24 protein-coding genes are annotated in these 19,991 nt (G+C 61.6%); 14 read left to right on the forward strand and 10 right to left on the reverse strand.

Annotated elements, in window-relative coordinates; translation table 11 throughout:
• Window positions 1-41: 41 nt before the first annotated feature.
• On the reverse strand, window positions 42-503 hold the full coding sequence (locus AC0IYH_RS05025) for a TlpA disulfide reductase family protein (RefSeq protein ID WP_116629752.1): 462 nt from the start codon (window positions 501-503) through the stop codon (window positions 42-44).
• 115 nt (window positions 504-618) lie between these two features.
• On the opposite strand from AC0IYH_RS05025, the gene arsC reads away from it, so the two are divergent.
• From arsC to AC0IYH_RS05040, 3 genes are read left to right on the forward strand one after another with little or no spacing between them, the layout of a single operon-like run.
• Window positions 619-972, forward strand: coding sequence for an arsenate reductase (glutaredoxin) (gene arsC / locus AC0IYH_RS05030; protein WP_471833130.1), 354 nt, complete (start codon window positions 619-621; stop codon window positions 970-972).
• A complete protein-coding gene (wrbA, locus tag AC0IYH_RS05035) occupies window positions 969-1,583 on the forward strand; it encodes an NAD(P)H:quinone oxidoreductase (RefSeq protein ID WP_116629754.1) in 615 nt (204 codons plus the stop codon). Before arsC ends, wrbA begins: the two co-directional genes overlap by 4 nt.
• The gene (locus tag AC0IYH_RS05040; protein WP_116629755.1) at window positions 1,567-1,971 is read left to right on the forward strand and encodes a DUF2069 domain-containing protein; all 405 of its coding nucleotides are present in this window, start codon (window positions 1,567-1,569) and stop codon (window positions 1,969-1,971) included. The genes wrbA and AC0IYH_RS05040 overlap by 17 nt, the downstream gene beginning before the upstream one ends.
• A 78-nt stretch (window positions 1,972-2,049) precedes the next feature.
• Here the strand turns inward: AC0IYH_RS05040 and AC0IYH_RS05045 are convergent, their stop codons facing one another.
• Window positions 2,050-2,721: a DNA-3-methyladenine glycosylase I gene (locus tag AC0IYH_RS05045; protein ID WP_471833131.1), complete on the reverse strand. Its 672-nt coding sequence runs from the start codon at window positions 2,719-2,721 to the stop codon at window positions 2,050-2,052.
• Window positions 2,722-2,788: 67 nt separating this feature from the next.
• Window positions 2,789-3,613 (reverse strand): tRNA 2-thiocytidine(32) synthetase TtcA, encoded by an 825-nt coding sequence (ttcA, locus tag AC0IYH_RS05050; protein ID WP_471833132.1) that lies wholly within the window; start codon window positions 3,611-3,613, stop codon window positions 2,789-2,791.
• Between the two features lie 280 nt (window positions 3,614-3,893).
• Between ttcA and AC0IYH_RS05055 the strand changes: the two genes are divergently transcribed.
• Together AC0IYH_RS05055 and AC0IYH_RS05060 are read left to right on the forward strand one after the other, a co-directional pair.
• Window positions 3,894-4,496: a Yip1 family protein gene (locus AC0IYH_RS05055; protein WP_116629758.1), complete on the forward strand. Its 603-nt coding sequence runs from the start codon at window positions 3,894-3,896 to the stop codon at window positions 4,494-4,496.
• A gap of 127 nt (window positions 4,497-4,623) precedes the next feature.
• Window positions 4,624-5,118, forward strand: coding sequence for a SprT family zinc-dependent metalloprotease (locus tag AC0IYH_RS05060; protein ID WP_122772276.1), 495 nt, complete (start codon window positions 4,624-4,626; stop codon window positions 5,116-5,118).
• A 94-nt stretch (window positions 5,119-5,212) separates the two neighbouring features.
• Here the strand turns inward: AC0IYH_RS05060 and AC0IYH_RS05065 are convergent, their stop codons facing one another.
• On the reverse strand, window positions 5,213-6,376 hold the full coding sequence (locus AC0IYH_RS05065) for a CaiB/BaiF CoA transferase family protein (RefSeq protein WP_471833133.1): 1,164 nt from the start codon (window positions 6,374-6,376) through the stop codon (window positions 5,213-5,215).
• Window positions 6,377-6,533: 157 nt separating this feature from the next.
• On the opposite strand from AC0IYH_RS05065, the gene tusD reads away from it, so the two are divergent.
• From tusD to AC0IYH_RS05095, 6 genes are all read left to right on the forward strand, one after another.
• Entirely contained in the window at window positions 6,534-6,926 is a 393-nt protein-coding gene (gene tusD, locus AC0IYH_RS05070; protein WP_116629760.1) for a sulfurtransferase complex subunit TusD, read from the forward strand.
• Between the two features lies 1 nt (window position 6,927).
• Entirely contained in the window at window positions 6,928-7,278 is a 351-nt protein-coding gene (gene tusC, locus AC0IYH_RS05075) for a sulfurtransferase complex subunit TusC (protein WP_122771684.1), read from the forward strand.
• On the forward strand, window positions 7,278-7,556 hold the full coding sequence (gene tusB / locus AC0IYH_RS05080) for a sulfurtransferase complex subunit TusB (RefSeq protein ID WP_116629762.1): 279 nt from the start codon (window positions 7,278-7,280) through the stop codon (window positions 7,554-7,556). The genes tusC and tusB overlap by 1 nt, the downstream gene beginning before the upstream one ends.
• On the forward strand, window positions 7,553-7,888 hold the full coding sequence (locus AC0IYH_RS05085; protein ID WP_116629763.1) for a TusE/DsrC/DsvC family sulfur relay protein: 336 nt from the start codon (window positions 7,553-7,555) through the stop codon (window positions 7,886-7,888). The genes tusB and AC0IYH_RS05085 overlap by 4 nt, the downstream gene beginning before the upstream one ends.
• Window positions 7,885-8,886 carry a glycosyl transferase family protein gene (locus AC0IYH_RS05090; RefSeq protein ID WP_471833134.1) on the forward strand — a complete coding sequence of 334 codons (1,002 nt, stop codon included), beginning with the start codon at window positions 7,885-7,887 and terminating at the stop codon, window positions 8,884-8,886. The genes AC0IYH_RS05085 and AC0IYH_RS05090 overlap by 4 nt, the downstream gene beginning before the upstream one ends.
• Before the next feature lie 88 nt (window positions 8,887-8,974).
• Window positions 8,975-9,970 (forward strand): glutathione S-transferase family protein, encoded by a 996-nt coding sequence (locus AC0IYH_RS05095; RefSeq protein ID WP_471833135.1) that lies wholly within the window; start codon window positions 8,975-8,977, stop codon window positions 9,968-9,970.
• A gap of 115 nt (window positions 9,971-10,085) precedes the next feature.
• Here the strand turns inward: AC0IYH_RS05095 and cysG are convergent, their stop codons facing one another.
• Genes cysG through AC0IYH_RS05125 form a run of 6 tightly spaced genes read right to left on the reverse strand, consistent with a single transcriptional unit; the run spans window position 10,086 to window position 17,588 of the window.
• Window positions 10,086-11,480, reverse strand: coding sequence for a siroheme synthase CysG (gene cysG, locus AC0IYH_RS05100; RefSeq protein ID WP_116629766.1), 1,395 nt, complete (start codon window positions 11,478-11,480; stop codon window positions 10,086-10,088).
• Window positions 11,481-12,761, reverse strand: coding sequence for a serine--tRNA ligase (serS, locus tag AC0IYH_RS05105; protein ID WP_116629767.1), 1,281 nt, complete (start codon window positions 12,759-12,761; stop codon window positions 11,481-11,483).
• A gap of 16 nt (window positions 12,762-12,777) precedes the next feature.
• The gene (gene crcB / locus AC0IYH_RS05110; RefSeq protein ID WP_057721801.1) at window positions 12,778-13,152 is read right to left on the reverse strand and encodes a fluoride efflux transporter CrcB; all 375 of its coding nucleotides are present in this window, start codon (window positions 13,150-13,152) and stop codon (window positions 12,778-12,780) included.
• Window positions 13,152-14,474, reverse strand: a complete 1,323-nt coding sequence (locus AC0IYH_RS05115) for a replication-associated recombination protein A (protein WP_101271698.1) — start codon at window positions 14,472-14,474, stop codon at window positions 13,152-13,154. Before AC0IYH_RS05115 ends, crcB begins: the two co-directional genes overlap by 1 nt.
• 27 nt (window positions 14,475-14,501) lie before the next feature.
• On the reverse strand, window positions 14,502-15,125 hold the full coding sequence (lolA, locus tag AC0IYH_RS05120) for an outer membrane lipoprotein periplasmic chaperone LolA (protein WP_016975527.1): 624 nt from the start codon (window positions 15,123-15,125) through the stop codon (window positions 14,502-14,504).
• A 54-nt stretch (window positions 15,126-15,179) separates the two neighbouring features.
• Window positions 15,180-17,588, reverse strand: coding sequence for a DNA translocase FtsK (locus AC0IYH_RS05125; RefSeq protein ID WP_116629768.1), 2,409 nt, complete (start codon window positions 17,586-17,588; stop codon window positions 15,180-15,182).
• A 496-nt stretch (window positions 17,589-18,084) separates the two neighbouring features.
• On the opposite strand from AC0IYH_RS05125, the gene aat reads away from it, so the two are divergent.
• From aat to infA, 3 genes are all read left to right on the forward strand, one after another.
• Window positions 18,085-18,765 carry a leucyl/phenylalanyl-tRNA--protein transferase gene (gene aat / locus AC0IYH_RS05130; protein WP_122771676.1) on the forward strand — a complete coding sequence of 227 codons (681 nt, stop codon included), beginning with the start codon at window positions 18,085-18,087 and terminating at the stop codon, window positions 18,763-18,765.
• A 55-nt stretch (window positions 18,766-18,820) separates the two neighbouring features.
• Window positions 18,821-19,528 carry an arginyltransferase gene (locus AC0IYH_RS05135; protein ID WP_116629770.1) on the forward strand — a complete coding sequence of 236 codons (708 nt, stop codon included), beginning with the start codon at window positions 18,821-18,823 and terminating at the stop codon, window positions 19,526-19,528.
• Window positions 19,529-19,628: 100 nt separating this feature from the next.
• Window positions 19,629-19,847, forward strand: coding sequence for a translation initiation factor IF-1 (infA, locus tag AC0IYH_RS05140; RefSeq protein WP_002553999.1), 219 nt, complete (start codon window positions 19,629-19,631; stop codon window positions 19,845-19,847).
• Window positions 19,848-19,991: the final 144 nt, after the last annotated feature.

The following is a 19,991-nucleotide window of genomic DNA, read 5'->3' on the forward strand; positions in this document are numbered from 1 at the left end:
CAACTGACACTCCCTCATCGAGGGCAAGCCCCCTCTCACATTTAACCGCGCAGGGCCTTGAGTTTGGCCAACACACCTTCCGCCGTCTGCTCACCCATCAACTGCTCCCGCACCTTGCCCTTGTCATCAATGATGTAGGTGACCGGCAACGCCTCGCTGCGCGGAATATCGAAAATCCCCTCCGGGTCCTGCGCCAGCACCGTGAACTTGATCCCCAACTTGTCGCTGGCGGCCTTGAGTTCCTCGCCCTGCACATTGTCGAAGTTGACCCCGAACACACCGACGTTCTGCCCCTTCAACTGTTCAGCCAAGGCGTTGAGCTCCGGAATTTCCGTGCGGCACGGGCCACACCACTCGGCCCAGTAGTTGACCACCACCCATTGCTTGTCCAGACGCTCGGCCGGCACTTTCTGGCCGTACTGGTCTACGCCGTAGTCATTCCCGCAGCCGCTGAGCAGCAGGGTTGTGATGATCGCCAATGCACCGATCAGTCGCCTAGTCATGGGGTAATCCTTCGCAAAAATGAACGTTGGCTGCGACCTGACGCCTCTAACGGTTTAAGGACGGTGCGCAGCGCGGGTAGAATACCCGCCACCTTACGCAAGATGCGACCCGCACATGACCGATCTGACGCTTTATCACAACCCGCGCTGCTCGAAATCCCGCGGTGCGCTCGAACTGCTGGAAGCCCGCGGTCTCACCCCTACCGTGGTGCGTTACCTGGAAACCCCGCTGAACGCCGCGCAAATCAAGGCCTTGCTGGCCAAGCTGGGCATTAGCGCACGCCAACTGCTGCGCACCGGCGAAGACGAATACAAAAGCCTCAACCTGGCCGACGCGACTTTGAGCGAAGCGCAACTGATCGCCGCCATCGCCGCACATCCCAAACTGATGGAACGCCCGATCCTGGAAACCGCCGATAAAGCCGTCATCGGCCGCCCGCCGGAAAACGTGCTGGAGATTCTGCCGTGACCACCCCCTACGTGCTGGTGTTGTATTACAGCCGCAATGGCTCGGTGAGCGAAATGGCCCGGCAGATTGCCCGGGGCATCGAGCAAGGTGGCATGGAAGCGCGTTTGCGCACCGTGCCGGCGATCTCCACCGAGTGTGAAGCCGTGGCGCCGAGCATTCCGGAGGAAGGCGCGCTGTACGCCAGCCTCGACGACTTGAAACACTGCTCGGGCCTGGCCCTGGGCAGCCCGACGCGCTTCGGCAACATGGCCGCGCCGCTCAAGTATTTCCTGGATGGCACCAGCAACCTGTGGCTGACCGGCGCTCTCGTCGGCAAGCCGGCGGGCGTGTTCACCTCCACCGCCAGCCTGCACGGCGGCCAGGAAACCACCCTGATGTCGATGCTGCTGCCACTGCTGCACCACGGCATGCTGATCACCGGCCTGCCCTACAGCGAACAGGCACTGCTCGACACCCAGGGCGGCGGCACGCCCTACGGCGCCAGCCACCACGCCGGGCCGGACGGCAAGCGCCTGCTCGATCAACATGAAATCGCCCTGTGCCGCGCCTTGGGCCTGCGCCTGGCCACCACCGCCACGCTGCTGGAGAACGGCCGTGGCCAAAAAGCCTAAAGTCCTGCCGCCCCAAGCGTGGCTGGAACCTCGGGTAAAGCTTGCACGGGTGCTGAGCCTGCTGGCGTTTTTCGCCTTGGTAGGCTTGCTGTGCGGCTACTACCTGTTCGTCGCCGACCTGCACGGCGCACGCCCGTGGGTGATCCTGCTGATCGAACTGGTGCCCTTGCTGGTGCTCGCGCCGGGGATGCTGCTGGGCAGCGCGCGCGGGCATTCGTGGATGTGCTTTGTGGTGAACCTGTATTTCATCAAGGGTGCGTTGGCGGCGTACGACCCGAATCGCCAGTGGTTCGGGGTGCTGGAGATGCTGGCGAGTCTGGCGGTGTTCTGTACGGCGCTGTTGTATGTGCGCTGGCGGCATCAGCTCAATCGGCGGCTGGCTGAATAATCGAAGTCTCTATGTTGAGAGAGCTTATGTGGCGAGCGAGCTCGCTCGCCACAACAGCCCTCCAGCCACACACGCTTATCAGTGGTTGACGGTGTACGCCAGCATCATCGACAGCTGGCACATCGGCCGCCCGCTCTCGGTATGCCACTGGTTGAACGCGCCTTGCACTGCTGCCAGGTCGCGCAGGCTGGTCGGCGCCTTGTCGACGATCTTCTGCGCGTTCAACGCCGCGACCACGTCATAACTCGGCACAAAAGTGTCCTTGCCGACCATGCGCAAAAAGCGCGGAGCCGACAGCCCGCCGAGCTGATGGCCGTGTTTGCTCAGGTATTTCCACAACCCGACGATATCGGTCAACGGCCAATCGGCGATAAACGCGCCGAAGCTGCCCTTCTCCTGCTCGATATCCAAGATCATCTGCGCATTGCGCGGCACGCTCTTGAGCTTGCCCAGGTGGCGGATGATGCGCGTGTCCTGCATCAGCCGCTCCAGGTGCTCGGCGCCCATCAGCACGACTTTTTCCGGGTCGAAACCAAAAAATACCTGCTCGAATGCAGGCCACTTGGCATCCACCACGCTGTGCTTCAAGCCCGCGCGAAATACCCGCAGGGCCAGGGTCGACAGGTAGCGATCATCACTGATCTTGCGCAATTGCGCCGGGGTCTTGGGTACCGGCAGATGGGCTTCCAGCTCGGCTGCCGAACCGAAGCGGTTCAGACAATATTCGTGCAGCCACTTGTAATCGCGCATGCCCTCTCCTGGCAATTGAATTGAAAACGGCGCCCGCAAGCGCCGTGTGTCAGAGCATCGAATGGGCTCAGAGGTTCACAACATTGACGAAGCGCGAAGCGGCGGTCTCGTCGATTTTGAGGCTGGTGAAGTCGAACAGGTTACGGTCGGCCAGCTGCGACGGCTGCACATTCTGCAGGCTGCGGAAGATGCTTTCGGTGCGGCCCGGGGTCTTGCGCTCCCAGTCCACCAGCATCTCCTTGACCACCTGGCGCTGCAGGTTTTCCTGGGAGCCGCAGAGGTTGCACGGGATGATCGGGAACTGCTTGAAGTCGGAGTAGGCCTGGATGTCCTTCTCGTTGCAATACGCCAGCGGGCGGATCACCACGTTGCGCCCGTCATCCGCCCGCAGCTTGGGCGGCATGGCCTTGAGCGAACCGTTGAAGAACATATTGAGGAAAAAGGTTTCAACGATATCGTCGCGGTGATGCCCCAAGGCCATCTTGGTTGCGCCGATCTCATCCGCAAACGTATAGAGCGTGCCACGGCGCAGGCGTGAACACAGCGAGCAGGTGGTCTTGCCTTCCGGGATCAGCTCCTTGACCACCGAGTAGGTGTCTTTCTCGACGATGTGGTACTCAACGCCCAGCGCCTTGAGGTAGGCCGGCAGCACGTGCTCGGGGAAGCCCGGCTGCTTCTGGTCCATGTTGACGGCGACGATCTCGAATGTGATCGGCGCGACCTTTTGCAGGTGCAACAGCACGTCGAGCAGGGTGTAGCTGTCTTTGCCGCCGGAGAGGCAGACCATGACCTTGTCGCCGTCCTCGATCATGTTGAAATCGGCGACCGCTTCACCGGCCAGGCGACGCAGGCGTTTTTGCAGTTTGTTCTGGTTGACCGTAAGAGTGCCCATGGCGCTTGGATCCGCTGGAGGTGTGTGACGAAAAGCCGGGTATTTTAGCGATGTCGAGTCACTACATTCAATGTGGGAGGGGCGTACTCGGCCTGACAGACCTCAGCGCGATTAAGCCCAATGTTTACAGTGCGATTCGCTCTAAAGCCCTACAGTTTTTCCGGTCATCCCTTCCTATACTGCGACTTGAGGTCGCACATATTTATCCAGACCTTTGCGGCCATTTGGCCCGTGGGCGCTCCGATGGGGGGCGATGGTAATAACGACAGGAGTGACTGGCATGATCCATCACGTCGTGGGGCTTTTTACCCATCCCGACCAGGAATGGCGGGAAATTCGTGGCGATAAAGAAGAAAGCATCAGCCACATGTACCTCACTCATACCTTGATTCTCGCGGCGATCCCCGCCGTCTCTGCATTCATCGGCACCACCCAGGTCGGCTGGGTCATCGGCAACCGTGCGCCGGTGATGCTCACCCAGGAAAGCGCCTTGTGGATGACCATCATGTCCTACGCAGCCATGCTCGGCGGCGTGGCGGTGATGGGCGCGTTCATTCACTGGATGGCCCGCACCTACGACGCCAACCCCAGCATGGCGCGCTGCGTGGCCTTTGCCACCTACACGGCGACACCGCTGTTTATCGGCGGGCTGGCGGCGCTCTACCCGCATATGTGGCTGGGCATGGTGGTGGGCACGGCAGCGATTTGCTACACGGTGTACCTGCTGTACGTGGGGCTGCCGACCTTCATGAACATCGACCCGGACGAGGGCTTCCTGTTTTCCAGTTCGGTATTGGCCGTGGGCCTGGTGGTGCTGGTGGCGATCATGGCTTTTACCGTAATCGTCTGGGGCCTGGGCGTAGGCCCGATGTACACAAACTGAGTCAATAACCCCCGGGCAAGGCCACCGCAAGGTGGCTTTGTGCGTTATGCATGACCATTCGGCGCCTGACAGATTCGGAAACACCCAGCTTTGCGGCATACTGGGCGCCTCTGGAGATATGTACAGCATGCCCGAGCAACTCAATACCCGCGTCGAAGATTGTTTCCTGCAAGCCGAATCCTTTTTCAAACGAAGCTTCAAACGCCCCCAGGTCAGCCTCAAGCTGCGGGGCCAGAAGGCCGGTGTCGCGCATTTGCACGAGAACCTGCTGCGCTTCAACCCACAGCTTTACCGTGAAAACAGCCAGCATTTCCTCAAACAGACCGTGGCCCATGAAGTGGCGCACCTGATTGCCCACCAATTGTTTGGCGAGCGCATCCAGCCCCATGGCGAGGAATGGCAGCTGATCATGCGCGGGGTGTATGAACTGCCGCCAGACCGTTGCCATACCTATGAGGTCAAGCGCCGGCAGGTCAAGCGTTATATCTACCGCTGCCCGTGTGCCGATAGCGACTTTCCGTTTTCGTCACAGCGCCATGGCATGGTGGCTCAGGGGCGGCGGTATTTGTGTCGGCGGTGTCGGCAGACCTTGGTGTTCACTGGGGAAACTCGGGTGGAATGAGGGCCCCATCGGGGGCAAGCCCCCTCCCACATTTTGAATTGCGAACCCTTTCAAAACTGTGGGAGGGGGCTTGCCCCCGATAGCGCCAGTCCAGTCAACCAACAACTTTGCCCTGCCTCAGCTCTGTAATTCGCTGAGCACTCAACCCCAGCTCCACAAGCACCTCATCACTGTGAGCCCCCACCGCCACCCCGATATGCCGAGGCTCGGGCAACCCCTCTGAAAACTTCAACGGGCACGCCATCTGCGCCTGGGCCGAACCATCGCCCCTGGGCACCTGGCTCACCAGCTCCCGCGCCTTCAACTGCGGATGCTCCAGCGCCTCACTGAAGCTCAACACTGGCTCAACACACGCATCCACTGTGGCGAACAACTCACACAACTCATCAAAGCTGCGCTTTTCAAACTCGACCTGCAGCGCCTGCTTGAGCGCTGGATCAAGGCCCAGTGCCGCCAACTCCGGCCGCCCCAACGCCGCACACAACTGCTGCATGAACGCCGGTTCCAGGCTGCCCACCGACATCCAGCGCCCATCCCGCGAGCGGAAGTAATCGTAAAAACTACCGCCGTTCAGTACATGGTTTTCCCATTCCGGCTCCACCCCGCAGGCCAGGTAACCCGCTCCCGCCATGGCATTCAGGCTGAACGAACAGTCGGTCATGCTCACATCCAGGTACTGCCCCACCCCGCTGTGCTGTCGGGCGATGACCGCCGCGAGCAAGCCCACCACGGCGTGCAAAGAACCACCGCCCACATCGGCCAACTGCACACCCAGCGGCAACGGCCCCGTGTCGCGGCGCCCGGTGTAGCTGGCCACCCCGGCCAGCGCCAGATAGTTGATGTCGTGCCCGGCGCGGTCCTTGTAGGGCCCGGTCTGGCCGTAACCGGTGATCGACACATAAACCAGCCGCGGATTGATCGCCTTCAATGCCTCATACCCCAGCCCCAGGCGCTCCATCACTCCGGGGCGAAACTGCTCCAGCAGGATGTCGTAGTCCTTGACCAGCGCGCGCACAATCTCCAGCGCCTCGGCCTGCTTGAGGTCCAGCGCCAAACTGCGTTTATTGCGATTGAGGTAGGCATGGCTCGCCGACGTGCCATGATCGTGCGGCGGCAGCACCCGCAGCAGGTCCATGCGCGTCGGCGATTCGATGCGCAGTACCTCGGCGCCCATGTCGGCCAGCATCAAGGAGGCAAAGGGGCCGGGCAGCAAGGTGGAAAAATCCAGCACTTTAAGAGATGCCAAGGGACCTGACATGGAGACTCCATTTCGGATTTGAATACCCACAGACTAGGCAGCCTGGCGCCGACCGGCAATCGCCGGAACAATCAACAACAGTGACCGTTTTGATCACGGCGGGCTTTTTCGCGCAGGCGGCTTTATCATTGGCCCACGTTTGCTTGCAGAGTGTTCCATGAAGTTTGCAATTGCTGTTTTTTCCGCCGCCCACGCGCCCTCCTCGCGCCGCGCCCTGCTGTTCGCCCAGGCAGCGTTGGCCGGCGGGCATGAGATTGTGCGGCTGTTTTTCTATCAGGACGGCGTCTACAGCGCGTCCAACAACATCGTTGCGCCCCAGGACGAGCAGGACACCGCCCGCCAATGGCGCGAGTTGGTCAGCCAGCACCAGCTCGACGGCGTGGTGTGCATCGCCGCCGCCTTGCGCCGTGGCGTGCTCAACACCGAGGAAGCCACGCGCTATCAACGCAGCGCGGTCAACCTCGATGCGCCGTGGGCGCTGTCGGGCCTCGGGCAATTGCACGACGCGGCCCAGGCCGCCGACCGCCTGATCTGTTTTGGAGGGCCGTGACATGTCCAAATCCCTATTGGTGATCAGCCGCCAGGCCCCGTGGTCCGGGCCCAGCGCACGCGAAGCGCTGGATATCGTGCTGGCCGGGGGCGCATTCGACCTGCCGATCGGCTTGCTGTTTATGGATGACGGCGTGTTCCAACTGGCGCCGCACCAGAACGCCAAGGCCGTGCAGCAAAAAGACCTCAGCGCCAACCTGCAGGCATTGGGGTTGTTCGGCGTCGACGATGTGTTCGCGTGCCGCCACAGCATGGCCGCCCGAGGCTTGACGCCGCCCACCGATGCGCAACCCTTGAGCAACGACGAAATCTCCCAGCTGATTGACCGTTACGACCAGGTGATTACCCTCTGATGTCGACTTTACATGTGGTGTCTCACTCCCCGTTTACCGATGGCCGACTCGACAGCTGCCTGCGCGTCTGCGCCAGCAAAGACGCGATCCTGCTGTGCGGCGACGGCGCCTACGGCCTGCACACGCCCGACCTGCAAATCAAAGGCGTGAAGGTGTTTGTACTGGCCGAAGACATGCAGGCGCGCAACCTGCCCCTGCCGGACTGGGCCGACAGCGTTGACTACCCGGGCTTCGTGCAACTGTCGCTCGACTACGACAAGGTCAACACCTGGCTATGAACACCCTGACCGTAGGCGCACGTAGCCTCGAACTGGACAAGGACGGTTACCTGGTCGACCTGAACGACTGGTCCGCCGACGTGGCCAACGCCCTGGCCGCCGCCGAATCCCTGGAGCTGACCCCGGCGCATTGGGAAATCCTCGAATTGCTGCGCGGTTTTTATGCCGAATTCCAGCTGTCCCCCGCCACGCGCCCGCTGATCAAGTACACCGCCTTGAAGCTCGGCGCAGAAAAGGGCAACAGCCTGCACCTCAACCAATTGTTCAACGGCACTCCCGCCAAACTCGCCGCCAAGCTGGCGGGCCTGCCCAGGCCGACGAATTGCTTATGACCGACTTTGCCCCGCTGACCCTTGAAACCCCTGCCGAGCACCCGTTTGCGCAGTTCGTGCGCATCCTGGGCAAAGGCAAGCGCGGCGCGCGCAACCTCACCCGCGAGGAAGCCCGCGAAGCCATGGGCATGCTGCTCGACGAAAAAGTCGAAGACACCCAGCTCGGCGCCTTCCTGATGCTGCTGCGCCACAAGGAAGAAAGCCCGGAAGAGCTCGCCGGCTTCACCGAAGCCGTACGCGAACGCCTGAACGCCCCGGCACTCAACGTGGACATCGACTGGCCAACCTACGCCGGCAAGAAACGCCACCTGCCGTGGTACCTGCTGGCAGCCAAATGCCTGGCGCAGAACGGCGTGCGCATCCTCATGCACGGCGGCGGCGCACACACGGCTGGCCGCTTGTACACCGAGCAGTTGCTGGAAGGTTTGCAGATTCCGCTGTGCCGAAACTGGCAGCAGGTCGAGGCCGCGTTTGAGCAAGGCAACCTGGCGTTTATCCCGCTGGGCGACTGGGCGCCGCAACTGCAGCGCATGATCGACCTGCGCAACACCCTCGGTCTGCGCTCGCCGATCCACTCCCTGGCGCGCCTGCTCAACCCGCTGAACGCGCGTTGTGGTCTGCAAAGCATTTTCCACCCCGGTTACCAGGGTGTGCACCGCGATGCCAGCGGCTTGCTCGGCGATAACGTGATTGTGGTCAAGGGCGACGGCGGCGAAGTTGAAATCAACCCCGATACCATCAGCCATTTGTATGGCACCACCGGCGGCGCCAGCTGGGACGAAGAGTGGCCCGCCCTCTCCGCCCAGCGCCACGTCAAGCCGGCAAGCCTGGAACCTGAGCACTTGAAGGCCGTGTGGCGTGGCGATGTACAAGACAGCTACCCGCAACTGGCGCTGATCGCCACCATGGCGTTGGCCCTGCGCGGCCTCGGCCATCCACGTGAACACGCCTTCGAACTGGCCCAGCAATACTGGGACGCGCGGGACAAATCGATTTAATCGATCATTCACCCTCGGACTTTGCGCTTTTAGTTCGAACTCATCCCTTTAGACTGGGCTCCAACGCTTATTAGCCAAGGAGCCAGTCATGGGTTTGCTGATCGAAGGACACTGGAAAGACCAGTGGTACGAAAGTAGCGCAGATGGCGCTTTCCAACGGGAACAGGCACAACGTCGCCACTGGGTGACCGCCGATGGCCAACCCGGCCCGAGTGGCGAAGGCGGCTTCAAGGCCGAGGCCGGTCGCTATCACCTGTATGTGTCCCTCGCCTGCCCATGGGCCCATCGCACCCTGATCCTGCGCAAGCTCAAGGGCCTGGAAAGCCTGATCGACGTGTCCGTGGTCAGCTGGTTGATGCTGGAAAACGGCTGGACCTTCGACAAGGCCCACGGCTCAACCGGCGATAAGCTCGACGGCTTCGCGTTCATGCACCAGCGCTACACCGCCGATACCGCCGATTACACCGGCCGCGTGACCGTGCCGGTGCTGTGGGACAAGAAACTGAACCGCATCGTCAGCAATGAATCGGCGGAAATCATCCGCATGTTCAACAGCGCATTCAACGAACTGACCGGCAACACCCTGGACTTCTACCCCGAAGCACTGCGCTCGACCATCGACGCGCTGAACGAACGCATCTACCCGGCCGTCAACAACGGCGTGTACCGCGCAGGCTTCGCCACGTCGCAGGGTGCCTACGAAAGCGCATTCGATGATGTGTTTGCCGAGCTGGACCACCTGGAACAGCACCTGAGCGACCATCGCTACCTGGCCGGTGAATACCTGACTGAAGCCGATGTGCGCCTGTTCACCACGCTGATTCGCTTTGATGCGGTGTATTACAGCCACTTCAAATGCAACCTGCGCCGGATTGCGGATTATCCGAATCTGTCGAATTGGTTAAGGGAGATGTATCAGTGGCCGGGCGTGGCCGAGACGGTGGATTTTGAGCATATCAAGGGGCATTACTATGCCAGCCATCGGACGATCAATCCGACGGGGGTTGTGCCGAAGGGGCCGTTGCAGAGGTTTGATGGTGAGCATGATCGGGGGCGGTTGACGGGCAAAGCTGTGTGGTGCTGATCCAGATACTGTGCAGTGTTTGAGGGCCTCATCGGGGGGCAAGCCCCCCTCCCACATTTTGACGGTGTTCACAGTTCAAAGGTGGGAGGGGGCTTGCCCCCGATGCTTTTAAGGCTCACACCTGGGACTGAGCACCCTCGAACCACTTCAGCTTCTCACGCAACACCACCACCTCACCGACAATCACCAATGTCGGCGCATGCACTTCATGCTCCGCCACCATGCGCGGCAAGTCGGCCAGGGTGCCGGTAAATACGCGCTGGTTGGACGTGGTGCCCTGCTGAATCAACGCCGCCGGAGTATCCGCCGCACGCCCGTGCTTGATCAGCTGTTCACAGATGATCGGCAAGCCAATCAAACCCATGTAGAACACCAGCGTCTGCGAAGGCCCCACCAAGTCCTGCCAGGGCAGGTCCGAGGTGCCGTCCTTCAAGTGCCCGGTGATAAAACGCACCGACTGCGCATAGTCACGATGGGTCAGTGGAATCCCGGCATACGCCGCGCAACCGCTGGCCGCGGTGATCCCCGGCACCACCTGGAACGGGATGCCATGGGCCGCCAGTTCCTCGATTTCTTCGCCACCGCGGCCAAAGATGAACGGATCGCCACCCTTGAGGCGCAGCACGCGTTTGCCCTGCTTGGCCAGGTCAACCAATTGCTGGTTGATCTGGTCTTGCGGCACGGCATGCTCGGCGCGACGCTTGCCGACATACACACGCTCGGCGTCGCGGCGGCACAGTTCCAGGATCGCCGGCGCCACCAGGCGGTCATACAGCACCACGTCAGCTTGCTGCATCAGGCGCAAGGCGCGGAAGGTCAGCAGGTCCGGGTCACCCGGGCCGGCGCCCACCAGGTAAACCTCACCCGGCGCATACGGCGGCGCGCCGTTGACCTTTTCGATCAGCAGGCGCTCGGCTTCATCGCCCTGCCCGGCCAGCTGGCGGTCGGCAATCGGGCCCTGGAACACTTCTTCCCAGAACGCGCGGCGTTGCTGCACATCTGGGTAGAGGCCTTTGACCTGGGCACGAAAACGCGCCGCCAACCCGGCCAGTTGGCCATAGGTGGACGGAATCCAGGTTTCCAGCTTGGCGCGGATCAAGCGCGCCAGCACCGGCGCATCGCCGCCGCTGGACACCGCGATCACCAAGGGTGAGCGGTCGACAATCGCCGGGAAGATCACGCTGCACAAGGCCGGCGCATCCACCACATTGACCGGTACACAACGACGCTTGGCCTCACTGGACACTTGCGCGTTCAGTGGCTCGTCGTCGGTTGCGGCGATGATCAGGACGCAACCGTCAAGGTCGGCCTCCTGATAACCGCGCAAAATCAGTTCCCCGCCACTGCCCAGCACCAGTTCACGCAACTGGTCTTCGATCTGGGGAGCAACCACCCGCAGCAACGCACCGGCGTCGGCCAGCAGCCGGGATTTGCGCAAGGCAATCTCCCCGCCACCGACGACCAACACACGACTGCCGCGCAGGTTATGAAACAGCGGCAGAAATTCCATTTAGCCGATGACCTCAACGCCGCCCATGTACGGCTTGAGCACCTCAGGCACGCGGATAGAACCGTCGGCCTGCTGGTAGTTTTCCAGCACGGCCACCAGGGTACGGCCTACGGCCAGGCCCGAACCGTTGAGGGTATGCACCAGCTCCGGCTTGCCGGTTTCCGGGTTACGGAAACGCGCCTGCATGCGACGGGCCTGGAAATCACCGCAGTTGGAGCACGACGAAATCTCGCGGTATTTGTCCTGGCTCGGCACCCACACTTCCAGGTCGTAGGTTTTCACCGCGCTGAAACCCATGTCGCCGGTACACAGCGCCAGTACGCGGTACGGCAGCTCCAGCAGTTGCAGGACGCGCTCGGCGTTGGCGGTCAGGCCTTCCAGCGCTTCCATGGAGGTCGACGGCTCGACCACCTGGACCATCTCGACCTTGTCGAACTGATGCTGGCGAATCATGCCGCGGGTGTCACGCCCCGACGCACCGGCTTCGCTACGGAAGCACGGGCTGTGGGCGACGAACTTGAGCGGCAGCTGCTTGGCGTCGAGGATCTCGCCGGACACGATGTTGGTCAGCGACACTTCGGCGGTCGGGATCAGGTACAGGTCGGCTTCGCCGTCGCGGCTGATCTTGAACAGGTCTTCTTCGAATTTCGGCAGCTGGCTGGTGCCCATCAGCGCCGGCGCCTGCACCAGGTACGGAGTGTAGGCTTCTTCGTAACCGTGTTCAGCGGTGTGCAGGTTGATCATAAACTGCGCCAGGGCACGGTGCATGCGCGCAATCGGGCCACGCAGCAAGGCAAAGCGTGCGCCGGACATCTTGGCGGCGGTTTCGAAATCCAGGCCGCCGGTCAATTCGCCCAGGGCCACGTGGTCCTTGATCTCGAAATCAAAGGCTTTAGGCGTGCCCCAGCGACGCACTTCGACGTTGCCGTCTTCGTCGGCGCCAATCGGCACCGATTCATGCGGCACGTTAGGGATGCCCAACAGGATCGAATCCAGCTCGGACTGGATCTTGTCCAGCTCGACCTTGCCGTCGGACAGCTCGGTGCCCATGCGCTCGACGTCCGCCATCAGCGGCGCGATGTCTTCCCCACGCTGCTTGGCCTGACCGATGGATTTGGAACGTGCATTACGCTCAGCCTGCAGTGCTTCGGTGCGGGTCTGGACGGTCTTGCGCTGTTCTTCCAGCGCTTCGATGCGCGCAACATCCAAGGCAAAGCCACGGGATGCCAGGCGGTCCGCTACGTCCTGAAGGTTGCTACGTAACAGTTTGGAATCGAGCATGTCGGTCTCTCGTTTATCAAAGTTTGGTCAAGGACAGGCCAGCCCAGGTGGCGAGCAGCCCGCCGAACACGCTGATGCCCAGGTACCCGAAGGCAACCAGGGCCTGCCCGCTTTCCAGCAGGCGCAGCGTATCCAGTGAAAAGGATGAAAAGGTCGTCAGACCGCCTACAAAGCCGACAATCAAGCCGGCGCGAATTTCAATCGGCACTTCCGGACGCAGCAGGAACCAGCCGTACAGCAGCCCGATAATCAAACAGCCCACCAGGTTGACTGCCAGGGTCGCCGCATAAAAATGCTTCGGCCAATGGGCGCTGACCCACGTACCGGTGGCGAAACGCAATAATGTACCAGCGATGCCGGCTGCGGACACGGCAAGAATCGTCTTGAGCACTACTTTCTCCGCTGTTTCGGGCTGAGGCGGTCAAGCTGGGCGAGGTGATTGAGCTTTTCGCCGATCTTCAGCTCCAGGCCACGGGGCACCGGCTGGTACAGCGGCAAAGGCTCAAGCTCATCGGGGAAGTAATCTTCGCCGGCCGCGTAGGCATCCGGCTCATCGTGGGCGTAGCGGTATTCGTCGCCGTAGCCCAGCTGCTTCATCAGCTTGGTGGGCGCATTACGCAGGTGCAGCGGCACTTCGAGGGAACCATATTCGGCCGCCGCGCGCAGGGCCGACTTGAAGCCCATGTACACCGCGTTGCTCTTCGGCGCGCAGGCCAGGTAGGTGATGGCCTGGGCCACCGCCAACTCGCCTTCCGGGCTGCCAAGGCGCTCCTGCACATCCCATGCGGCGAGGCACAGGCTCAGCGCGCGCGGGTCGGCGTTGCCGATGTCTTCGCTGGCCATGCGCACCACGCGGCGCGCCAGGTACAGTGGGTCGCAGCCGCCGTCGATCATCCGCGCAAACCAGTACAGCGCGCCGTCCGGGTTGGAGCCGCGCACCGATTTGTGCAGTGCGGAAATCTGGTCGTAGAAGGCTTCGCCGCCCTTGTCGAAGCGCCGGCGGGTGTCGCCGAGCAGGCTTTGCAACAGGTCAACGCCAATCTCGCTGCCGTCTTCGGCCAGGTCCGAGGCGTTTTCCAGCAGGTTGAGAAAACGTCGGCCGTCGCCATCGGCGGCAGTCAGCAAAATCTTGAAGCCTTCGTCGCTGACGCTCAACTGGCGCTTGCCCAGGCCCTTGTCTTCGCTCAACGCGCGGTGCAGCAGCTTTTGCATCGCTGCTTCGTCCAGGCTCTTGAGCACATAGACCCGCGCCCGCGAGAGCAAGGCGTTGTTCAATTCGAACGAAGGGTTTTCGGTGGTGGCGCCGATGAAAATCAGCGTGCCGTCTTCAACATAGGGCAGGAACGCATCCTGCTGCGACTTGTTGAAGCGATGCACTTCGTCAACAAACAGGATGGTGCGCTTGCCGTATTGCCCGGCCTGCTGCTTGGCAACCTCCACTGCCTGGCGGATCTCCTTGACCCCGGCCAGCACCGCCGAGACCGTTTCGAAGTGCGCGTCCGAGACTTTCGCCAGCAACCGCGCGAGGGTGGTTTTACCCACCCCCGGCGGCCCCCAGAAAATCATCGAGTGCAGCGCGCCCTGCTCCAGGGCTTCGCGCAAGGGCTTGCCGCGAGCGAGCAGGTGTTCCTGACCGACGTACTCATCCAGGTTGGTCGAGCGCAAGCGCGCGGCCAGGGGTTGGGCAATCGGGTCACTTCGAAACAGATCCATGGGCAGCGTTTGAAACCTCGGGGCAGATTATTCCTGGATCACGTCGGCACCCTTGGGGATGTCGAACTTGAACTTGGACGCCGGTACCGGCTGGTTGGCCTTGACCCCGGAGAACAGGATATCGGTGCGCTGACCCACGCTGTCGACCAGGCGCATGTTGTTGATCACGCCGTTGCCGAAGGACAGGGACAGTGTGTCAAACAGCGTGTCCTTGGATTTGGGCTTGAGGGTGAACTCAATCACGTTGCTGGTTTGCTTGGAGGTGATGTCGAAGCTGTCGTTGATTTTCGACACGTCACCCGACAGCAGCAGCGCGGGGGTCTGGTTCAGGCGCGGGTCGAGCTTCTTGATGGTCGCCTGCTCCAGGTCCGGGTCCCACAGGGTGACCTTCTGGCCATCGGAAACGATGGTCTGCTCGGCCTTGCCCTCGGTGTGCCAGTAGAACAGCCCAGGGCGCTGCACGGCCATTTCACCGGCGGTTTCCTGCAACTGGGTGCCGCCGGCATCCAGGGTCAGCTGGGAGAAGCGCGCGGTCAGGGTCTGGGATTTGTCCAACAGGTTTTTCAGGCTGGCGACGGAGGCCGGGTCAGCGTGAGCCGAAACAGCGGTCAGGGCCAGTGCCGGCAACAACAGCATGCGGATAAGGCGCATGGGAGTCCTCATTGAGTGTCAGGGCGCGCCGCGTGCTGCCACGCGGCGCGTGAATCAGTCGCGCATCTGCCCGGGGGCGATGATTTCGCGCGAGCCGTTGGTGTTCATTGCGGTCACGACGCCAGCATTTTCCATGGCTTCGATCATGCGGGCGGCGCGGTTGTAGCCGATTTTCAGCTTGCGCTGCACCGCAGAAATCGAGGCGCGGCGGCTTTCGAGTACGAAGGCCACGGCTTCGTCGTACAGCGCGTCGGTTTCGGCGTCATCGTCGCCACCCCCGCTGCCACCGTCGAAGCCGCTGCCGGCCTCTTCGACGCCCGCGAGGATGTCGTCGTTGTATTCCGGCGCGCCGCGCAGTTTCCAGGCTTCCACCACGCGGTGTACTTCGTCATCGGAAACAAACGCGCCGTGTACGCGGATCGGCAGGCTGGTGCCTGGCGGCATATAGAGCATGTCACCGTGGCCCAGCAGTTGCTCGGCGCCACCCTGGTCGATGATGGTCCGCGAGTCGATCTTGCTCGACACCTGGAACGCCATGCGCGTGGGGATGTTAGCCTTGATCAGGCCGGTGATTACATCCACCGACGGACGCTGGGTGGCGAGGATCAAGTGGATACCGGCAGCCCGCGCTTTCTGGGCGATACGCGCGATCAGTTCTTCAACCTTCTTGCCGACGATCATCATCATGTCGGCGAATTCGTCGACCACCACCACGATGGTCGGCAGCTTGGTCAGCAACGGCGCTTCGTCGTGAATGCTTTCACGCTTGTACAGCGGATCGGTCAGCGGCGTGCCGGCGTCCTGGGCTTCCTTGACCTTGGCGTTGAAGCCCGACAGGTTACGTACACCCATCTTCGCCATCAGCTTGTAGCGGCGCTCCATCTCGGCGACGCTCCAGCGCAGGGCGTTGGCGGCGTCCTTCATGTCGGTAACGACCGGGCACAGCAGGTGTGGAATGCCTTCGTAGATCGACAATTCCAACATCTTCGGGTCGATCATGATCAGCTTGGCGTCGTCCGGGCCGGACTTGAACAGGATCGACAGGATCATCGCGTTCACACCCACCGACTTACCGGAACCTGTGGTACCGGCCACCAGCAGGTGAGGCATTTTCGCCAGGTCGGTGATCACCGGCTTGCCGCCGATGTCGTGGCCCAGGGCCAGGGTAACGGGGGACTTGAAGTTGTCGTATTCCGGGGTCGACAGCACCTCGGAGAAGCGCACGATCTGGCGGTCTTCGTTGGGAATCTCGATACCCACGGTGGTCTTGCCGGGAATCACTTCCACCACCCGCACACTGGTCACGGCCAGGGAACGCGCCAAGTCTTTGGCCAGGTTGGAAATACGGCTGACCTTGACGCCGGCGGCCGGCTGGATTTCGTAACGGGTAATCACCGGGCCGGGGTGGATCGAGTCCACCGAGACTTCGACGCCGAATTCCTTGAGCTTGATTTCGAGCAGGTGGCCGACGGCCGCCAGGGATTCGGGCGAATAGTTGAGTTGTTTCTTTTCTGCCGGGTCGAGGATCGAGATCGGCGGCAAGGTGCCTTCGACGGCGCTGTCGACAAACAGCGGCGCCTGCTTCTCTTTCTGCACGCGGTGGCTTGGCTCGGCTGGCTTGGGCGGCGCGGGGGCGATCACCGGCGGCACCTGCTTCTCGCGGTCCGACATGTGTTTGCTCAAGGCCTGCTCGCGTTCGATCAGGCGTTCCTTGACCTTGGCCTGCTCGCGCCGGTCCGGTGTGCTCGGCGCCACGACCTCGTTGACGCGGGTATCCACCTCGCGCAACTGGGCGACCATGCGCTTGCGGTCGACCCGGGCCGCCCACCAGCGGTTCGCGGCGCCCTGGAACAGCTCCAGCAGGTCGAGGGTGATCTTGCCGGTCACGTCCATCACCTTGAACCACGACAGGTCGGTGAACACGGTGAGGCCGAACAGGAACAACGCGATAAACATCAGCGTGCTGCCCTGGATATTCAGGGTCTTGCGCGCCAGGTCGCCAAGGCTTTCACCCAGCGCCCCACCCGCGCCCGCCGGCAGGCCGGTAGGTGCATGAAAGTGGATATGCGCCAGCGCCGCGCCGGACAATACCAGGAACACCAGGCCGATCAGGCGCCACGAAAACAGCCAGCCGCTCCACTGCCACGGCTCGTGACGCTGGCGGAAGATCTGCCAGGTCTTGATCGCCAGCAGCAACGGGAAGATGTAGGCGAAGTAACCCAGCACCATGAACAGGATATCGGCGCTGTAGGAACCGGCGGGGCCGCCGAAGTTCTGCACATCGTCGATCTTGCTGTTATGGCTCCAGCCCGGATCGTCCTTGCCATAGGTGAGCAAGGCCATCATCAGGAACAGGCACAGCGCGCCGATCGCGATCAGCGCACCTTCCTTGAGTCGGTAGTGCAGGTGCTGGCGCCAGGCCGGCACGACTGCTGCTTTAGGTGTTGCGGCGGATTTCTTCAAAACGGGTCTTTTCCTGCGCCTTTAGCGCGTCCATCTGTTGAATAACTGCAAATACTGCCCAATCCGAGCAGCTGAAAAATAAACGAACGTCGTTGACACTACTTTTAACACTGGGCGATTGCCGGGTGGAATGGCGATAACGCCACAATGGCCGCATTGTACGGGTTTGTGTGCCCGACGCCACACCACTTGGCGCTCATCCAGCAGCATAGCCAATTGTGTGTCACAAGATGTTCAATTTGAGCATGCATTGTCTTTGCTGACAAAGGCTTATGAGCTGTATTTACCAATCCAGGCAAGCTTGGCAAATGGCCTGCATGGGCCAGACCCGATTACGACCACGCCGCAGGGGCAGAGTTGCAGAAACACCCGCTCACGCTAATACGTGCCAATAGCCGATTCGGGCTGGCCCCGAGGCGCCACGTCGACAATAATCAACCCCTTGGGGCAGGCGACACTCCTGCCACTCCCCTCCCCTTCTGCAAGCCTGGATGCCATGCTGACCTGGTTACAACGCGACACCCTGACCTTCCCGCCGCTGGCCAAAGCCATGCGCGAACCCAATGGCCTGCTTGCCGCCGGCGGCGATTTGTCGGCCGAGCGCCTGATCCACGCCTATCGCCACGGCTGCTTCCCCTGGTTCTCGGAGGGCCAGCCGATCCTGTGGTGGTCGCCCGACCCGCGCACGGTGATCTTCCCGGATGAACTCCACGTATCCCGCAGCCTGGGCAAACTGTTGCGCCAACAGCGCTACAGCGTCACCTTCGACCAGGACTTCGCCGCAGTCATCCAGGCCTGCGCGGCGCCCCGTGCGTATGCGGATGGCACCTGGATCACCGAAGGCATACAGGGCGCCTACCTGGAGCTGCACAAGCGCGGCTACGCCCATTCGGTAGAAGTCTGGGACAACGGCGAATTAGTCGGCGGCCTGTACGGCCTGGCAATGGGCCAACTGTTTTTTGGCGAGTCCATGTTCAGCCGCGCCGACAACGCGTCCAAATTCGGTTTCGCCACGCTCACCCGACAATTGCAGGCTTGGGGCTTTGTGCTGATCGACTGCCAGATGCCCAACGATCACCTGCACAGCCTCGGCGCCCGCGCCATCCCCCGCAGCGAATTTGCGCGCTATCTGCACGACCATCTGGACCAGCCCAACGCCGGACCGTGGGTTTCCTAGGCGACATGCGCGCACCTGGCTTACACTTATTTCAAAGCTTATCCGAGGGTTGATCATGACCGAGTTGGCGCGCTTGAAGTTTTATGCCACTCAACCCCACTCTTGCAGCTATCTGCCCGACGAGCAGGCCACCACACTGTTCCTCGACCCCAGCCAGCCAATGGACGTGCATGTGTATGCCGATCTCTCGGAAATGGGTTTTCGGCGCAGCGGCGATCATCTGTACCGGCCTCACTGCCAAAACTGCAATGCCTGCGTCCCGGCACGCATCCCGGTGGCCCAGTTTCTACCGGACCGTAACCAGAAGCGCATTCTCAAGCGCAACGCCGACCTCACGGTAACGCCGGCCAAGCCCGGGTTCAGCGAAGAATATTTCGACCTGTACCAACGCTACATCGAACAACGCCATGCCGATGGCGATATGTTCCCGCCCAGCCGCGACCAGTTTTCCACCTTTCTGGTCCGCGACCTGCCGTTCTCGCGGTTCTACGAGTTCCGCCTCGACGGCCGCCTGGTGGCCGTCGCCGTAACCGATTTGCTGCCAAATGGCCTGTCCGCGGTCTACACCTTCTATGAACCGGCCGAGGAGCGCCGCAGCCTGGGGCGGTTCGCGATCCTCTGGCAAATAGGCGAAGCCATGCGCCTGGAACTGGAGGCGGTGTACCTCGGTTACTGGATCAAAAACTGCAAAAAGATGAGCTACAAGACCCAATATCGGCCTATTGAGCTGCTGATTAATCAAAGATGGGTCACGCTTAACTAGAACCCCTTGGCTTAAACACCCTTTTTCGGGCACAATGCACGCCGCTTTTGCCTGGCGCAGTTGCACCGGGCCATTCACTGGATACCGAGGGCTTTACTGCATGTCGAAAGAAGACAGCTTCGAAATGGAAGGCACTGTCGTCGACACCCTGCCCAACACCATGTTTCGTGTGGAGTTGGAAAATGGGCACGTCGTAACCGCGCATATCTCCGGCAAGATGCGCAAGAACTACATTCGTATTCTTACCGGCGACAAAGTGCGCGTCGAGCTGACGCCCTATGACTTGAGCAAAGGGCGCATCACTTACCGCGCTCGTTAAGCAAGTCAATACAAGACGCCCGGTTATGCCGGGCGTTTTTGTGTGTGTGTGCTATTTTTCCACCATCACAAAACAATGTGGGAGGAGGCTTGCCCCCGATGGCGGTGTACCAGTCACTCATGAAGCGACTGAAGCACTGCTATC

This window comes from Pseudomonas sp. AC463 (assembly GCF_979253585.1).

Excerpts from the sequence above, each read along its gene's own strand:
- AC0IYH_RS05090 (WP_471833134.1), top strand. The coding sequence starts at position 7,885 with ATGACCGACTTTGCCCCGCTGACCCTTGAAACCCCTGCCGAGCACCCG.
- tusD (WP_116629760.1), top strand. The coding sequence starts at position 6,534 with ATGAAGTTTGCAATTGCTGTTTTTTCCGCCGCCCACGCGCCCTCCTCG.
- arsC (WP_471833130.1), top strand. The coding sequence starts at position 619 with ATGACCGATCTGACGCTTTATCACAACCCGCGCTGCTCGAAATCCCGC.
- AC0IYH_RS05115 (WP_101271698.1), bottom strand. The coding sequence starts at position 14,474 with ATGGATCTGTTTCGAAGTGACCCGATTGCCCAACCCCTGGCCGCGCGC.
- AC0IYH_RS05085 (WP_116629763.1), top strand. The coding sequence starts at position 7,553 with ATGAACACCCTGACCGTAGGCGCACGTAGCCTCGAACTGGACAAGGAC.
- AC0IYH_RS05060 (WP_122772276.1), top strand. The coding sequence starts at position 4,624 with ATGCCCGAGCAACTCAATACCCGCGTCGAAGATTGTTTCCTGCAAGCC.
- lolA (WP_016975527.1), bottom strand. The coding sequence starts at position 15,125 with ATGCGCCTTATCCGCATGCTGTTGTTGCCGGCACTGGCCCTGACCGCT.
- AC0IYH_RS05025 (WP_116629752.1), bottom strand. The coding sequence starts at position 503 with ATGACTAGGCGACTGATCGGTGCATTGGCGATCATCACAACCCTGCTG.
- AC0IYH_RS05065 (WP_471833133.1), bottom strand. The coding sequence starts at position 6,376 with ATGTCAGGTCCCTTGGCATCTCTTAAAGTGCTGGATTTTTCCACCTTG.
- serS (WP_116629767.1), bottom strand. The coding sequence starts at position 12,761 with ATGCTCGATTCCAAACTGTTACGTAGCAACCTTCAGGACGTAGCGGAC.
- infA (WP_002553999.1), top strand. The coding sequence starts at position 19,629 with ATGTCGAAAGAAGACAGCTTCGAAATGGAAGGCACTGTCGTCGACACC.
- ttcA (WP_471833132.1), bottom strand. The coding sequence starts at position 3,613 with ATGGGCACTCTTACGGTCAACCAGAACAAACTGCAAAAACGCCTGCGT.
- AC0IYH_RS05055 (WP_116629758.1), top strand. The coding sequence starts at position 3,894 with ATGATCCATCACGTCGTGGGGCTTTTTACCCATCCCGACCAGGAATGG.
- AC0IYH_RS05135 (WP_116629770.1), top strand. The coding sequence starts at position 18,821 with ATGACCGAGTTGGCGCGCTTGAAGTTTTATGCCACTCAACCCCACTCT.
- AC0IYH_RS05095 (WP_471833135.1), top strand. The coding sequence starts at position 8,975 with ATGGGTTTGCTGATCGAAGGACACTGGAAAGACCAGTGGTACGAAAGT.
- tusC (WP_122771684.1), top strand. The coding sequence starts at position 6,928 with ATGTCCAAATCCCTATTGGTGATCAGCCGCCAGGCCCCGTGGTCCGGG.
- aat (WP_122771676.1), top strand. The coding sequence starts at position 18,085 with ATGCTGACCTGGTTACAACGCGACACCCTGACCTTCCCGCCGCTGGCC.
- AC0IYH_RS05045 (WP_471833131.1), bottom strand. The coding sequence starts at position 2,721 with ATGCGCGATTACAAGTGGCTGCACGAATATTGTCTGAACCGCTTCGGT.
- cysG (WP_116629766.1), bottom strand. The coding sequence starts at position 11,480 with ATGGAATTTCTGCCGCTGTTTCATAACCTGCGCGGCAGTCGTGTGTTG.
- tusB (WP_116629762.1), top strand. The coding sequence starts at position 7,278 with ATGTCGACTTTACATGTGGTGTCTCACTCCCCGTTTACCGATGGCCGA.